This window comes from Enterobacter cloacae complex sp. 372C4, assembly GCF_050030615.1.
GTDB lineage: Bacteria > Pseudomonadota > Gammaproteobacteria > Enterobacterales > Enterobacteriaceae > Enterobacter > Enterobacter intestinihominis.
Genome location: NZ_JBLGUQ010000001.1, coordinates 3256083 through 3271870, shown reverse-complemented (window position 1 = coordinate 3271870; position 15788 = coordinate 3256083). Strand labels below are relative to the sequence as shown.

The 15788-nt window shown below is 54.3% G+C and carries 10 protein-coding genes and 1 pseudogene; 3 read left to right on the top strand and 8 right to left on the bottom strand.

Annotated features, from left to right (window positions below; all coding sequences use genetic code 11):
- The first annotated feature begins 35 nt into the window (after positions 1-35).
- Together ACQG11_RS15930 and ACQG11_RS15925 are read left to right on the top strand one after the other, a co-directional pair.
- Positions 36-491 (top strand): hypothetical protein, encoded by a 456-nt coding sequence (locus ACQG11_RS15930; RefSeq protein WP_199159988.1) that lies wholly within the window; start codon positions 36-38, stop codon positions 489-491.
- 225 nt (positions 492-716) lie between these two features.
- On the top strand, positions 717-1694 hold the full coding sequence (locus tag ACQG11_RS15925) for an HNH endonuclease (RefSeq protein WP_426728565.1): 978 nt from the start codon (positions 717-719) through the stop codon (positions 1692-1694).
- A gap of 134 nt (positions 1695-1828) precedes the next feature.
- Here ACQG11_RS15925 and ACQG11_RS15920 read toward each other — a convergent pair whose 3' ends face one another.
- The 7 genes and pseudogenes from ACQG11_RS15920 to ACQG11_RS15890 all read right to left on the bottom strand — a co-directional run bounded on the left by ACQG11_RS15920 (position 1829) and on the right by ACQG11_RS15890 (position 11474).
- Positions 1829-2878: an HNH endonuclease gene (locus tag ACQG11_RS15920; RefSeq protein ID WP_063150386.1), complete on the bottom strand. Its 1050-nt coding sequence runs from the start codon at positions 2876-2878 to the stop codon at positions 1829-1831.
- 832 nt (positions 2879-3710) lie between these two features.
- On the bottom strand, positions 3711-4856 hold the full coding sequence (locus ACQG11_RS15915) for a P-loop NTPase fold protein (protein WP_426728564.1): 1146 nt from the start codon (positions 4854-4856) through the stop codon (positions 3711-3713).
- Positions 4843-5087, bottom strand: a pseudogene (locus ACQG11_RS15910) (tyrosine-type recombinase/integrase); the annotation flags it as partial. The pseudogene ACQG11_RS15910 and the gene ACQG11_RS15915, both read right to left, overlap by 14 nt.
- 167 nt (positions 5088-5254) lie before the next feature.
- Positions 5255-5800: an SMI1/KNR4 family protein gene (locus tag ACQG11_RS15905; RefSeq protein WP_063150387.1), complete on the bottom strand. Its 546-nt coding sequence runs from the start codon at positions 5798-5800 to the stop codon at positions 5255-5257.
- Entirely contained in the window at positions 5794-10011 is a 4218-nt protein-coding gene (locus ACQG11_RS15900) for an RHS repeat-associated core domain-containing protein (protein ID WP_426728563.1), read from the bottom strand. The genes ACQG11_RS15905 and ACQG11_RS15900 overlap by 7 nt, the downstream gene beginning before the upstream one ends.
- A gap of 17 nt (positions 10012-10028) precedes the next feature.
- Positions 10029-10466, bottom strand: coding sequence for a DcrB-related protein (locus tag ACQG11_RS15895; protein ID WP_023299516.1), 438 nt, complete (start codon positions 10464-10466; stop codon positions 10029-10031).
- Positions 10467-10583: 117 nt separating this feature from the next.
- Positions 10584-11474, bottom strand: coding sequence for an oxidoreductase (locus tag ACQG11_RS15890; RefSeq protein ID WP_426728562.1), 891 nt, complete (start codon positions 11472-11474; stop codon positions 10584-10586).
- 105 nt (positions 11475-11579) lie between these two features.
- Here ACQG11_RS15890 and ACQG11_RS15885 point away from each other — a divergent pair, with 105 nt between their 5' ends.
- On the top strand, positions 11580-12701 hold the full coding sequence (locus tag ACQG11_RS15885) for a YbdK family carboxylate-amine ligase (protein ID WP_022647338.1): 1122 nt from the start codon (positions 11580-11582) through the stop codon (positions 12699-12701).
- On the opposite strand, the gene ACQG11_RS15880 is transcribed toward ACQG11_RS15885, so the two are convergent.
- A complete protein-coding gene (locus ACQG11_RS15880) occupies positions 12631-15786 on the bottom strand; it encodes an efflux RND transporter permease subunit (protein ID WP_426728561.1) in 3156 nt (1051 codons plus the stop codon). The genes ACQG11_RS15885 and ACQG11_RS15880 overlap by 71 nt on opposite strands.
- Positions 15787-15788 lie beyond the last annotated feature (2 nt).

Below are 15788 nucleotides of genomic sequence, written 5' to 3'. Positions count from 1 at the left end.
ATAACATGACATTTTTTGGACAACGAGGATGCTAAATGGCGACTACCCCTGGATTTTCATACGTACACGCTGAAGAAAGCGCTCTTCATCACCTTCTTCATCTGCAACTTCCCTATTCTGCGGATCTCTTTGAACTGGCTGACACCTGTGCGGCATACGTGAGCGTACTGGTGGACACGGACGATGCGGTGAAATTTGCCACGCTCTGTATGCAACTGCTGGCAGCGCTGAAGCGGCTGCGGGAATGCTGCGATGCCGAACTGCCTTCGTATCTGGTTGAACAGCTGATCGCAGGGGAAAAGATCGCCTCCTGTGTGCCGGACTGCTGGCAGGATACGGCGTTGCAGGTGGACTATGCCGTAGCGTTAACGCTGGCGGTGATGGGCGGGACGTTGCCTGTGAGCGTGGCGAAAGAACTCACCGGGCTACTGCATGATATGGTCTGGCTGCTGGCGGAGTTTGTGAAAGAGCCTTACATAACGGCGCACTGAGGCGGGTGATGGGAGGCCGGAATACTGCTGGGTGAGAAGCGGGATTTCGGCCTTATGCAAAGGACAACGTTGTTTGATAAATGTCCATTAGGAGCGAGGAGCAGACATTAGAAGCTATCATCTATAGTTGAAGTGCTACAGAAGATCATAAACTGTACACCTTGTTTTCAACACTCCATAATTGCTTTATGATTCAATTGTAATTTTTATGATGGAATCAAACGGATGAATCAGAAAGCATGGTCTTTTAAAGCAATAGGTAATGATGATCTCCGGTACTTTGGGAATAATGGTTATCACGATGACTCAACTAGTTTTTACCAATATGACAACTTTGTCCCAAATCATAAGCAAGTCAAAAAAGGTGATATTGTCATAGTAACTGATAGGAATAACGTTCTGGGAATATCAGTTATAGATAATTTAACATGTACCTCGTATCTAAAATCTCGTAACCGATGCCCATATGAGAATTGCACACCAGCAAAGTTGACCCTTCGAAAATCAAAAAATCCAAAGTGGCGATGCAGCAATGATCATGAATTTGAGCAGCCTAAAGTAGAAAACGTGCCGGCACTCAAATTTAAAGCTGAGTATAAGCAAAACTTTATACCCATTACTTCTATCTCCCTGATGGATTTAATATCTCATACCCCGCGTTACAACGTTCAAAGTTCAATTCAAGAAATTGATTTTGAATGGGCGAGTAGCCTATTCAATGGCATCATTCAGTTGAAGCCTTCTGAAGCAGACACTGATGATACTCCCTTCGATGTAGATGATCAGCGTAAGGCGGTTCTACGGCAAATTAAGCAAAGGCGCGGGCAAAAAAGTTTCCGTGACAATTTGTTAAATCAAGAAGCAAAATGTGCAGTAAGTGGCTGTGGAATCGTTGATATCCTCGAAGCGGCACATATCACTGCATACAAAAACGATACACATAATCATGTAAGTAATGGACTATTGTTGCGTTGTGATATGCATACTCTTTACGATCTGGACCTATTTGCAATCGAACCGGATTCCTTCGTAATTTACTTCGCCCCACAGATCAAAGATAAAGAGTACGTAAGATATCATGGTAAAAAGCTACATGTAACCTATAAAATTAACCACGGAGCTCTTGTCGAAAGATGGAAAAGGTTTACTAAAAAATTTGATTTGAATGAAGTGAGCTCGCTAAATTTTATCATACATAGTTAAAAAACAATCTCACAAATTTTATATTTAATTAAGCAATTATCATGTTTATAGTCCACTCTTAACCAAGAGTGGACTTGATTTAATTCCATCAATTCCGCAAGGAGCGAGGAAGGTACGTTTCTGGATTAAGTGCATCAACCCTCATTATATTTATCACTCCAATATTGCCGATGATTTTGCAAATGAGTGATTAACGGCCAGTCTTTCTTATCTTTTGGTAATCTTAAGTACCTGCCATCTAACTCTGCATATTCCGCCCCAGTTAGCTGTTCTGATATCCTTATTTTTAGTTCGTCATCAATCCAGAGCAAACCACGATCAAATAAAGTATGAATATCTGTTTTCAATAATAAACCATGCTGGGCGCGGGTATGCCAGGAACCGGCATAAGGTGTTATATGAGCAGCCTCTAGTAACACCTGGATAGAACAACCTGTTACCGCACATCTGCCGTCATAAGCTTCGATTAGTTTTCTTCTAAATGCGGGTTGTCCTTCCCGAATAATAACTTCACGTAAAGCCTTTAGACGGATGTCGTCTTCATCCTCCGGCGACTCCGTGAATAATTCATCCTTCATTTCAAGTACTAACCGATCATATGGCCTTGGGACAGCAATCTGAACTGGCGTTTTCCCATCATCACCAATATCCCATATACCGTGCAGTTCTTGGATATACAGTTCATACCGTGTATTTCGTAGGTTTCCTGTACGAAACAACACGTCGTATGGATTGCCTTGGTCAGTACGTGCGTTTTTACGGCTACCAAGATATCGATACCGTGAATTGCTATTAACAGTTAATGCATCCAATTGAATGCGAATCTCGGTTTCTTTCAGAGTGGCGTTGCTGTTACGGATCCACTTAACAATATTTGCAGCAGAGGCGGAACCGAGTTGTGTCACGGCATACCATACACGTAGGTATTGTGGATAGTGCATTTCTTCAGGGATGATACCCGGCTCACTAGCAACAAATGTTGAGAAATTATGATGGCGCATCCACTCTCCCCATTGGCGAGAATGTGTACTAACACCTATGCGATGTGGTTCACGTTTACCAATTTCGTCATTAAATTCCTGGCGGGAGGGGGCTCGGCCTAGTTTCTCATAAAGTTCATCACAGCACTCCCATACAGTCCGTACCAACGGACCTTGTGGATATCCATCTTTGCGCAGATTCAAAATTATTCTCCGTCAATAAACATATCTTGATATAAGTGATATCCAACTCTGACATACAACTCGCAACAATTCATCAGACTTCTGTGAGCAAGAAGACGACTAACCCGATCAGTGCCTACCTGTCACCTTGATTTAATAAACGAGTCTCAGGAAGTCGCTTCAACACTTTGCGACATTTTTTAAGAGGGACCTAATTTACAGCCCCATCAACAATCTTGAAATTCTCAACTTGTCGATACCAGTTCCCTTAGATGCGCGATATCTAAGATTCATTTTGACAAACTTTAGCCATCTTCCCTCGTCCTCTAAATCACCATGCAATGATCCGCCAGAGAATCGATTTATTAAGGCTGTTCAAACACTATGCCATTTTGACATATCAATACTAAGCCAGAGATCAACAAATTCATGAGGTTTGAAACTTGCCAAAATCGGAATATAACCATATATATTTATCTCTCTGAGGCCATTTCTAGAAATTTGTTCACAAAACTTTCCGGTATCTTCCTTTAAATTTATTTTCAGCTCACCTCTAAAAAGTGGATATTTTTTTTCTTAAGGATATTTGTCTATGCTCCATTAATATCTTGTACAATTTCGCTGAGTATTGTCTATAAGAATCATTTATCCAAAATCCATATCCATAAGCTGAATCACGAATTGGATCATATTCTGTGAAGAGATCAGCAGGTAGGAATTTATCATTAGATTGTAATTTTTTAACGTAATCTAAAAAAAATGAATATATTTCATCAAAACTTTTATCAATATGTTGAGCATCTGATAATAAAAACAATACATTAATGGAATGCTGGATTTCACCGTTTTCGACTTACTGCATATTCTCAAAGCGAGCATAAAGTTCTTCTAACGCTTTATCTACCTCTTCCGTTTTGCATGAATCGAAGCTCAAGATAGTAAACCAAGGTCCATAGCTCTCTGGTTTCATAAAATGACGACTTTTACTTATGCAGTCATGGATTTGCTCTTTAATATATACGCCATTAATAATCGTATTGATTAAAATTTCATTTGAAATCAAATCACTTTCAATATTTAAGAGGACTTCGTTTTTTTTATAATTCTCTTTTATTGTATCAAATATGTCTTCTGTATTTTTGTCCTTATTCATGTAATAATAAATAGAGTTTCTTGATTCAATGTCTTTATCTCTTAGTTGGCCTAGCCTAAAGTTTATATCTATTGCGGTAAATAAGGTAAATAATTCTGACAGTAATCTTTTATCATTATATAAGGATTCAGGAATACAAGGTAGGAATCTTGCACAATCATTAATTACGTAATCTAATACTCTTAATGATTTACATTGCGAAGCAATAAAAGATTTATAAATAATGTCTTTAACCCTTTCAAAAGCTTTTGGTGCCTTGCTTCTTTTGATAAATTGATTAAAGGCGTCCTGAATATCTGGTGAGACTTTTAGAATTTGCCCGAAGATTTTCTCTTTTTTATCTGTCAAACCTTCCTGTAATTTTTTATCATGCGCAATTACAATCACTTTGCATTGATGGTGTTCGATGTATTTATTTATTGCACCAAATATATCTTCCTGATCTATTTTACACCTTTCCAAATCATCAAAAATGATTGATTTGGAGTTATCAACTTTTTCTTTTATAAGAGCATTTGCTATGTTTCCGACTAATGGTCCTAATGCGAGTGTTAAGTCATTAGCTTTCATACTGGAGTTTCCAAACCAGTTGAAGAATTTCCTAATCCGAGATCTATTGGGATACATTTTAACAAAAACTGCTGAGTGTACTTCTGGTATTGTTGTTAATCCAAATAGACTTACATAATCGTTTGGTTTTTCTTTGAAAATTTCATTGATAAGATGGGTTTTACCTACCCCCCACTCACCATCAACTAGCACAGCATACTTGGGATTTGTTAAGCCAGTATAATACTCAAGGTATGTTCTCAAATGTTCATTAAGGGGTTCATCATTTTTTGTCATCTTTTTCACCATAATAATTTAATAGCTTTAACTTTAACGCTTCTTCAAGATTATTAGGTGCACAATAAGCGTATCTCATCGTCATTTTTATATTGGTATGACCGAGTTTTTTTGCAACATTCATATATTGTCGTCATTCATCTCAAAATGAGAAGCAAAGGTGTGCCTAAGTACGTGAGTTAACTGTCCAGCCGATAATTCAATCCTAGCTCTCCCTAGTACAGTTCTGAAATCAGAATCACTTATGATGGAAAAGATCTCCATTATTTCTCTTTAAAAGCAAAATATATATTTCTTGCATAGCGAAGCGGCTGTTGATGCTGTGATATGCTGCACCAGCTACACCCACCTTACAGCAATAGATGGGCTTCGCCAGGTTCACCGCAAGTACACTTTTATTAAAAATCAAGATCGACTTTAACTACCCCTGATGCATCTATTTTATCATCCTGAGCAGTAAGCATATCAACAAACTCGTCGAAGGAGTTTGCTATTTTCGTCAGCCCGGAGGTCACTACCGAATCATTGAATATTGGATCAGACTCGTGATCCCAAAACCAGATCTCTCCCGACATACCTCCCTTGAGGCAAAGACAGATTTGATTATCACCAGACGAGGCTCCTATCGGTAACCATTGATCGCGAAAATCACTCCGGTATGTATCAGCCATTTCAAAGACAGTATATTCTTTACCCGATTCTGCAAGGCCGTACAAAGACTCAAGCGTATCGTTTCCTTGCTCATCAGACCACGGAGATGGTTGTAACGCCTTGAAAACAATATTTACATCAAAAAGAACAGAAACGCCAAAATGAAGTAAATAGGCACGATAACTTTCAGGAATAGGCCCTATTGATGTTTCTAATGTATTTAAATTTTTTTTCAGTTCATCTAATGGTAATGATGTCGGTTTCGCTCCAAAGCGCTCTAATTTTTTCAACATTTTCCTTTCCTCCTCATATCTGATGCGGAGCCAATATGTGGCACATTGCCATGAAGATCTCTTGGGACAAGAATTATAGTATTCGCACTCAGATGATGTGGAGTAAGCATTTTTTCCCTTAACAAATTCTGAGCCGCTTTCTGTGTAATGCCTTTTTTCTCTGCAATGGCACTATATACTTTTGAAAAATCTTTATCCGTCCCATTCAGCACACCATCTTCGAAAGTAAGTGTACCTTTTGACCACGCAGAAAAATCAGGCCTTCCTTCACTGAAAGGTATAGGCTGGTTCGATGTAACTGCATTAACTTTGTCATTATATGAATACCAGTTACTTTCTCCTGGTATACCGTCCCAATGGCCATTATTTCTTGGGAGCCTGACACCTGCTAACCCCCACGGATCAATCCACCCCAACGGATTCGGCGCATACTGATAAAGGTTCCACCCGCCATTCAGCCCAATCGGATCCTGCACAATAAACCGCCCGACCTGCGGGTCGTAGTAGCGGAACAGGTTATAGTGCAGCCCCGTTTCACCGTCAGCGTACTGCCCGGCATAGCGAAGCGGCTGGTGTGCCATCGCCGTGCGATTCACCAACCGTGAGAACCCTTCGCTCTGGTGGCGCACCTCGCCAAAGCTGCCGTACTGGCCGCTCCAGCGCACCGCGCCGCGCTCGTCTGTGACCTCCAGCGGAGCACCGTTCAGATCGGTATTGAACCAGTAAATCTCACCGCTGCTCTGGTCACGAAGGTGATCCACACGCGCCAGCGGGCTCCAGGCTTCATTCGGGTCGTATACATAGGTGCAGCGCAGCCCGCTCGCCTGCTGCTCCTGCAACAGGCGGTAGCCCTGCCACAGGAAGCGGGTGTCGGTGGTGCCGTGCGTCGTGGTGACGATTTTGCGCGTACGGCGGCCCAGCGCGTCGTAGTGATAGCGCGCCTCAAACCGCCCTTCCGGCCCGGTTCCCCGGGCGGATACCAGCCGGTTCTCGGCGTCATACGCGTAATGCTGTTCATACAGCCCGTTGCGGCGGCTGACCAGGTTGCCCCAGTGGTCGTATTTCATAAACAGCGCCTGCCAGTGCTGCAGGCGGTTATTCGTGACCGGTACCGCATCGTCACTGGCGGCGAGGTTATCCGCGGCGTCGTAGCTGAACTGCGCGCGGCTGTGTCCCTGTCGGGCCTCGTAGTGCTTCAGCAGACGCCCTTCGGCGTCGTAGCCGTAATCCACCTCACCGCGCAGGGTGTCGCTGACGCCGGAAAGCTCACCGCGCGCGGTGTAGCGGTACAGGCGTTCCAGTAGCGCCTGCTCCGGCAGGGTCACGTCCGTGCTCAATTCGCTGCACTGCAGGGTGCGTCTGCCGAGGCTGTCATACTGGCGGAGCTGCTCGCGCGCACCCTGGGTGCGGCGCACCTCGCGGTGCAGGCGGTCGCGGGTGAACTCGGTCACCAGCTGCTGCCCGAAGCGGATGGCGCTGACGTGGCCGGAGCCGTAGTGCAGCCAGGCCAGCTTTTGCCCGCCGGGCAGCGTCAGGCCGGTCAGGTTGCTCAGGGCATCCCATTCGTAGCCTACCGCGCCGTTAATGCCGGACTCGCTCAGCACGCGCCCGGCGGCGTCGTGGCGGTAAGCGATCTCATCGCTTTCGATACCCAGGGCAACGCCTTCGGCCGTCGGCGTGCGGCGGATGCGGGTAATCTGGCCGCTCAGGTCGCGGAAGTAGCGGTACTCCGCGTGGCGCTGAGTGCGCCCGATCAGCAGCCCGCTGTCGTCATAGCTGAACTGCTGGACGCGACGGGCGATGCCGCCGTCGGCGGCAGGCCGTCCGTTTTCTTCGAGCGCGCAAAGGAACCCTCGCGCGTCCCATTCCATATGGCGCACGGTCTCGTCCGGGCGCGTTTCGCTGAGCGGGCGGCCCACGGCGTCGTAGGTGAAGCGGTATTCCGCCCCGTTGCCGTTATCGAGTCGCAGCAGGTTACCGCGCGGGTCGTAGCGCCACTGGCGCACGCGACCAATACGGTCGGTAAGGCTGACCGGGAGGCCGAGCGCGTTATAGGCCCAGCTCACCTCGCTTTCCAGCGGGTCGCGCCAGCCCGTGAGCTGGCCGCGTTCGTTCCACACCAGCGACTCGCGGCTGCCGTCCGGATGGATCACGGCGCTGAGCAGCCCGGCACGGCTCCACTCCCGCCGCGTGATATTCCCTTCTGCATCTTCGCTGGCAATCAGCTGCCCGAAGCGGTCGTAGGTGAAGCGGGTGACGCTGCCGGAGCAGTCGGTGCGCTGCGTCAGCAGCCCCTGGTGGTTCCAGACCAGGCGCACCACGCCGCCGATGGCGTCGGTGATGCTCTCCGGGAGGAATTCTTCATCATCGGGATAGCGATACGCGGTGGTGCTACCGGCCGGATCCGTCTCCGACAGCAGGCGACCGCGAAGGTCGTACATGGCCTGCGATGAGGTACCGTCCGGGTAAACCGTGCGGGTGATGCGGTCGGTCAGGCGATGCCAGTGATACTCCGTGCGGCGGCCCGCCGGGTCCGTCTCGCTGGTCATGCGGCCGTATTTGTCCCACGTGCTGCGGCGCATCGCCCCGCCCGGCAGAATGACGTGGCAGAGCTCGCCGTCGCGGTAGACAAACGTCGTCTGGCGACCGTCGTAATCCGTGAAGCGCGCGACGTTGTCGTCGTCATCCACCAGCCAGTGCGCCTGCGCGCCGTCTTCGCGGGTCGCGCGGCGGGTGCCGTTCTCAAAATCGTATTCGAACGTCAGCCGTTCGCCGCCGCTATGGCGGAAGCCGACCACGCGCGGCAGGCCGTCAATCTCCCGCCAGCGGTATTCGCTCAGCAGGCCGTTGGCGTCCTCATGAGCGCTCATCAGCCCGTCCTGCCAGCTGAAGCGTCGGCGCACGCTACCGCCCCGGCCGGTCACGGAGACCAGCTGGCGCTGTTCATCATAAGCGTAACTGACCAGGCAGATCTCGTCATCCAGCCAGGCGCCAACGAGCCTGTCGCGGTCGTAGCGGCAGACCACGCGCTGGCCCGCGCTGTCGGTCAGGGCATGCAGGGTATTATCCGCATTCCACTCAAAGAGGATATCGTTGCCGCAGGGTTCGGAGAGGCGCTGGAGCAGCGACGGGGCATCATCCCGCAGCGGCGCATAGTGCCAGCGCTCGCCGCTGACGTCATACACCGACCAGCTGTCGTCCTGGTGATGTTCAAGCCAGTTTTTTTCGCTTTCGCAGTAGGAGCGCATCCCTTTCGGGACCTTCGGGAAGGCGACGTAATCGCCGGACGGTGCGCGCCACACCAGGTCGTCCTGATACGGCTCCAGGCGGCTTTCCCAGAACAGGCTCCAGCCGCGGCCCAGCACGCTGTCGCCGGGATTGCCGCTGCGCCAGTAACGCTGCCAGCGCACCGGCAGACGGGAAGGCAGGACGAAATCGAGTTCATCATCCCCGCTGAGAAACTTCTGTCCGCTGACGATATCCACCGGGCGGGCGATGATCCCCGCGGCCGCCACGCCGGTCATCAGCGTGCCGGCGCGACAGGCGATACGGGCCAGCTTGTTGATGCCGGGGATTTTGCCCAGCAGCTTAGAGAGCGCCCCGACTTTGCCAGCGGCGCCGCCCCAGCCGCCGAGAAGCCCGGCGAACAGCAGGGTAAGATCGGAGACCTTGTAGAGCCACTCGGGGACTTCAGACTGAATGGGGAGGGTTTGCTGCGGGTCGCCGCCGATAATGACGTTGTCTGAACCGGTCATCACCTTCGCGTCGCAGGTGGTGCGATCCCCGATGCGGGACGCTGGCTGGCTGTTAATGGAGACACGCTTAGAGCCTTCGGCCATCTGCTGCGAGCCGTCGTCAGAACAGTCGACGGTGCTATCGGTGGCAAGCGCGGCGGGTTTACCGTTGATAAACACGTTGGGCGAGCCGGAGGTGATGACGCCTTTCTTCGTCATGCTGGATGCCCCGGCGTCGGCGATGCTGTCCCTGGCGGCAGTCGCTAGCTCCCCAGTGTAATATCCCACGGCCAGGCTGGCGCCGACGAGCAGGACGCCCACGCCAAGACAGGATGCGCCGAGACCGGCAATAAACATGGCCCCCGCCAGAATGCCCCCGGCGGCGGCAATCAGGCCACCGACAATCGTTCCGGCAATCATCCCGGCCAGCGCACCGGAGTGGCCGATATCATCACCAACGCGTGCTGCTTCAAACATAACAACGGTCCCTGAAGTTAATGGTGGAAGCGGAAGCTCCTGAGAAGATCGCCAAACAGCGCGCCGTCGGCATCGCCCGGCGCGCGGGTGCAGGTCATAGTGAACACCAGGATTTTATCGCCGTCGACGTTAAACACGGCCTGCTGCTGCCAGATGCGTTTCCCGTCGCGCAGGTAGCTGGCATGGACGGTTTCCCCCTGTAAAAGGCTGTCGCCCAGCGTAGCGGTGCTGCGCTCACCCTGCTTCCAGCCCTTGATGTGCTTTGCCATCAGGGCGAGCTGGCGATCGATATACGCGGCAAGCGCTTCGCCGGGGTTGAGGGCATCGCGGGAAATGTTGAACGCGGGCGCATCCGCTGCAGGCGGCGCGAAGACATTGACGGTACGGTCCTGATAGCCCTCAGGAAAAGCAATCATTCCTTCATTAAACAGGCACTGCGAAGATGGTTCTGACATTGAGCGGGTCCCACCACATTTTTTCAGAAGCGGTAAGTTTCGCATATGTGTTTAAGGCTGACTATCCCCAGATTATTGCTCCACCGTCACGCTCGCCGAACGGAAAAACAGCGGCCGTTAGCCCGGCCCCTCGCTCCCCGCCGCCAGCAGCGGTACCACCACGTCGCTGATGGGCACCGCAATACCATGCCTGCGGCCATAGCGCTGGATCACGCCGTTACGAATATCCCACTCCATCGGGCGTTCGGCCTGACGGTCGGCAAGGATTGACGTGCCTAAATCCTCGGGCGCACGCTGGAAGTTCGCCAGAATCTCCTGGGCCACCGCATCGTCCAGCTTCGCCCCTTCGGCGCGGGCGACGGCAAGCCCCTCGCGCAGGTAGGCCAGGGCCAGCTCGCTGATATCCTCGCGTCTGAACATCCCGGCGCGGCGGTTGGCCAGCACCATCAGCCCGGCGACCGCGTTTTGCAGCAGCTTGCGCCAGGCGACGGTGGTGAAATCTGTCGAGAGCTCAACATCACAGCGCGTCCCGCGAAGCGCCTCGACCACCCGCTGCGCCTGCGGCACATCCGGTAGCGTCAGACGCGGTTTTGCCCGCAGCCAGACGGAGGCGTCCGGCTCGCGCTGCGCCGGGAACCAGACCACCGACGGCAGCACCGTTGCGCCGTTGACCAAAGGCGCAAGCTGGGCTTTCTGCTCCACGCCGTTTTGCAGCGCGCAGACCACGGTGTTTTCATCGCACAGGGCGCGCAGCCACCCGGCGCTGTTGGCATTTTGCGTCGTTTTTACCGCCACAAAAACGAGGTCTACGGGGCGGGTAATGACGGTGGGATCGGTGAGTACCGGACCGGGCACCACAGTTTCATCCTCATCGTGACGCAGGCGTAATACCGGATGCGCGGTGCGACCGCACAGCAGCGGCGTACGGCCCGCGTCATGCAGCACCGCGGCAATGGTGGTGCCAATCGCACCGGGACCAATCAGCGCAATGGTTGGATAGTCAGACATGGGTCACTCCCCTTTTGCTAAGCCTGCTATCAGTTATACCACCCTGAAAAGAGCGCGCCACGCCCATTGTCTATACTCAACACATAACAGACAACGGAGTGCGCCATGCCCTTACCCGATTTCAAGTCCTCTGAACCTTATACCCTCGGCATTGAGCTCGAACTCCAGGTGGTTAACCCGCCGGGTTACGATCTGAGCCAGGACTCCTCTGCCCTCATCGCCGCCGTCAAAGACGACATCAAAGGGGGCGAAGTCAAACACGACATCACCGAAAGCATGCTCGAAATCGCCACCGGTGTCTGCCAGACAATCGACCAGGCGGCGGCGCAGTTCTCCGTGATGCAGCAGAGCATCCTGCGGGCGGCGTCGGAGCAGCACATCCAGATCTGCGGCGGCGGCACGCACCCGTTCCAGAAATGGCAGCGGCAGGAGGTGTGTGACGACGAGCGCTATAACGTCACGCTGGAGCGCTTTGGCTATCTGATTTTGCAGGCGACGGTGTTCGGCCAGCACGTGCACGTGGGATGCCGAAACGGGGACGACGCGATTTACCTGCTGCACGGCCTGTCGCGCTTCGTGCCGCACTTTATCGCCCTCGCCGCGTCGTCGCCTTATATGCAGGGCACGGACACCAAGTTTTCCTCGTCGCGGCTCAACATATTTTCCGGGTTCCCGGATAACGGCCAGATGCCGTGGGTCAACAGCTGGCAGGAGTTCGAGGGGCTGTTCCGCCGCCTGAGTTCCACCAGCATGATCGACAGCATTAAGGATCTGCACTGGGACATCCGCCCCAGCCCGCACTTTGGCACCGTGGAGGTGCGGGTGATGGATACGCCGCTGACGCTCGGTCACGCCATTAACATCGCCGGGCTTATTCAGGCGACGTCGCACTGGCTGCTGACTGCGCGGCCCTATAAGCATCAGGAACGGGATTTTCTGCTGTACCGCTTTAACCGTTTTCAGGCCTGTCGCTACGGGCTGGAAGGCATTCTGACGGACGTGCATACCGGCGAGCACAAAACCGTGGCGGAGGATATCGCCTGGCTGCTGGAGCAGGTTGCACCGTCGGCCGAGAAACTCGGCGCGACGAGCGCCATCAAGGAAATTGCCCTGCTGTTAAAGCAGGGCAAGAGCGAGGCGCAGCGCATGCGGGACTTTATCGCCGATGGCGGCTCGCTGATTTCTCTGGTGCAGAAGCACTGTGAGCTGTGGGCGACGAGTCCGTAAGGCCGTGCCCCCATTCGCGAAGGCGCTGGAACAGCACGAACAGCGCCGGGATGAACACTATCCCCACCACGGTGGCTACCAGCATGCCGCTGAACACCGTGGTGCCAATGATACGGCGGCTCTGGGCGCCCGCCCCGGTCGCCAGCATCATCGGCAGGACGCCTATGATGAACGACACGGCGGTCATCATTACCGCGCGGAAGCGGCGCGATGCCCCTTCCCGCGCGGCATCGACAATCGCCATTCCGTCCATACGCCGGGCGCGGGCAAACTCCACGATCAGGATCGCGTTCTTGGCGGCGAGGGCTATCAATAGCACCAGACCAATCTGCACGTACACGTCGTTGGCATAGCCTGCCAGCCACAGCCAGACCAGCGCTCCGCCGATGGCGAACAGCACCGAGAGCATCACGCTCGCCGGCAGCGTCCAGCTCTCATACTGGGCGACGAGGAACAGCCACGCCATCACCACCGCCGCCAGCACAATCCATATCGCCTGATTCCCGGTCTGCTGCTCCTGATACGACATGCCGCTCCAGGCGTAGTCGTACCCGGCTGGCAGGTTTTCCGCCAGAATCTCGCCCATCGCCGCCATTGCGGTGCTGCTGCTCACCCCTTCCGCTGCCGAGCCGCTCACCGATACCGACGGGAACTGGTTGTACTGCTGAATAAATGGCGCGCCGACGGTCGGCGTGATGGTGACGAGGTTGCTCAGACGCACCCGCTCGCCGCTGTTGCTGCGCACGAACAGCTCGCTGATTTGCTCTGCGCGCTCGCGCCACTGCATCTCGTTCTGCATCACCACGTGATAGACGCGGTTGTTGACGCTGAAATCCCCGGCGCGCGTGCCGCCAAAGGCGGTTTGCAGGCTGCTGAAGATGCGCGACACCGGCACGTCGAGGCGGGCCGCGCGCTCACGGTCAACGGTGAGCGTCATCTGCGGCACGTTGCTGCTCCAGGTGGTGAACACGCGGCTCAGCTGCGGGTGCTGGTTGGCTTTCGCCAGCACCTCGCGAGTTACTCGCTCCAGCTCCGCCGGGCTCTGCCCCGCCTGTGCCTGAATGCGCAGATCGAAGCCGGAGGCGTTGCCCAGCCCCGGCAGCGTCGGCGGTGCAAAGGTCATGATGGTGGCTTCCGGCAGGGCCAGCAGCTGGCGCTGAAGGGTGCCCATCACCTCATCCAGCGGCGGACGCTCGCTCCAGTCTTTGAGCATGATGGAGATAAACCCGCCGTTCGATGCGCTGGTGCCGTTGAGGATGTTAAACCCGGAGACCTGAATCACGTCTTCCACCGCCGGGTTTTTAGCGATCAGCTCGCGCGCGGTGGTCATCACCGCTTCGGTGCGCTCCAGCGAGGCTGCCTCCGGCAGCTGGACGCTGGCGAAGAAGTAGCCCTGATCCTCCTGAGGCAGGAAGCCCTTTGGCATCGACATAAAGCTGAATACCACCACCGCCGCCGCGCCTGCGGTGGCCAGCAGCGCCAGCCACGGACGGAGGTTGAACACGCTCACGATCCGGGTGTAAAGCGTGCGCGTGGCGTCCAGCCCGCGGTTGAACCCACGGAAAACGGCGGCGGGCTGTGCCGGACGCGGGCGCAGCAGCATCGCGCAGAGCGCGGGCGTCAGGGTCAGCGCCACGAGGCTTGAGAGCGTGACGGCGGTCGAGAGCGTCACCGCGAACTGGCGGTACAGCTCGCCCACGATCCCCGGCAGGAGCGCCACCGGTACAAACACCGCCAGCAGCACCAGCGTGGTGGCAATCACCGGCCCGGCAATCTGACGCAGCGCCAGCGCGGTCGCCGCCGTGCGGCTCTGCCCTTCCGCCATCAGCGTTTCGACACTCTCCACTACCACGATGGCGTCATCCACCACCATGGTCAGCGCCAGAATGATGGCGAACAGACTGAGCGTGTTCGCGGAGTAGCCGAGCGCGTAGAGCACCGCAAAGGTGCCCACCAGCGACACCGGAATGGCAAGGGCGACAATCAGCGTCGCGCGCCAGCTTTGCAGGAACAGGGACACCACGACCACCACCGCCAGCATCGTCAGCGCCATCGAGACGCCAATCTCTTTGATGGTAGCGGCCACAAACGAGGTGGTGTCGAATTTGACTTCATAGACCAGATCGTCCGGGAAGCGCGTGGATAACCGTTCCAGCTCCGCGCGCACCGCATCGGCCACGCGCAGGGCGTTAGCGGACGGCGTCGGGTAGATGCCAAGGTAGGCGGAGTCATGCCCGTTCAGCTGCGCGCCCGAGCTGTAGCTGCGCGAGCCAAGCTCAATGGTGGCGACGTCCTTCAGGCGCACCAGCTGGCCCATCTCCCCGGTGCGGATAATGATGTTGGCAAAGTCGTCGGCCTGGTTTAAGCGCCCTAGCCCGTTGATGGTTAGCGTCTGCTGCTGGCCGTTAAACACCGGCGGCGTGCCGACCTGGCCTGCCGCCCCCTGCACGTTCTGCTCGCGCAGCGCCTGCGCCACGTCATCGCTGGTCACGTTCAGGGCATTCATGCGGTCCGGACGCAGCCAGATGCGCATGCTGTAGTCGCGCGCGCCAAACATCTGTACCTGCCCGACGCCCGGCAGTCGCGACAGCGCCTCGCGCACCTGGGTGCTGGCGTAGTTGCTGACGAACAGCGGCGTGTGAGTGTTATTTGGTGAGTAAAGGCTTACCCCCATCATCAGGTTGGTGGCGCGCTTGCGCACCTGCACGCCGTTTTGCTGTGCCTCGGTCGGCAGCTGCGCCACGGCCTGCGCCACGCGGTTCTGCACGTCGATGGCGGCGAGATCCGGATCGGTGCCCGCCGCAAAGGTGATGTTCAGGCTATACGTGCCTTCGTCCGAACTGGTGGACTCCATATAGAGCATATGATCCACCCCGTTCAGCTGCGTCTCCAGCGGCGTGGCGATGGCCTCCGCCACGTCAGCCGAGCTGGCGCCCGGCCATGACGCTGACACATTCACGACCGGCGGTGTGATCTGCGGGTACTGCTCCACCGGAATAATCCTCAGCGCGATGGCCCCCAGCAGGGTGATGACCAGCGCAATCACCATCGCAAAGCGCGGGCGTTTGATGAAAAACGTCAGCATGA

Bases quoted from the DNA above. Each gene is read 5' to 3' on its own strand.
- ACQG11_RS15930 (WP_199159988.1), top strand. From the start codon at position 36: ATGGCGACTACCCCTGGATTTTCATACGTACACGCTGAAGAAAGCGCT.
- ACQG11_RS15925 (WP_426728565.1), top strand. From the start codon at position 717: ATGAATCAGAAAGCATGGTCTTTTAAAGCAATAGGTAATGATGATCTC.
- ACQG11_RS15915 (WP_426728564.1), bottom strand. From the start codon at position 4,856: ATGACAAAAAATGATGAACCCCTTAATGAACATTTGAGAACATACCTT.
- ACQG11_RS15905 (WP_063150387.1), bottom strand. From the start codon at position 5,800: ATGTTGAAAAAATTAGAGCGCTTTGGAGCGAAACCGACATCATTACCA.
- ACQG11_RS15900 (WP_426728563.1), bottom strand. From the start codon at position 10,011: ATGTTTGAAGCAGCACGCGTTGGTGATGATATCGGCCACTCCGGTGCG.
- ACQG11_RS15895 (WP_023299516.1), bottom strand. From the start codon at position 10,466: ATGTCAGAACCATCTTCGCAGTGCCTGTTTAATGAAGGAATGATTGCT.
- ACQG11_RS15890 (WP_426728562.1), bottom strand. From the start codon at position 11,474: ATGTCTGACTATCCAACCATTGCGCTGATTGGTCCCGGTGCGATTGGC.
- ACQG11_RS15885 (WP_022647338.1), top strand. From the start codon at position 11,580: ATGCCCTTACCCGATTTCAAGTCCTCTGAACCTTATACCCTCGGCATT.
- ACQG11_RS15880 (WP_426728561.1), bottom strand. From the start codon at position 15,786: ATGCTGACGTTTTTCATCAAACGCCCGCGCTTTGCGATGGTGATTGCG.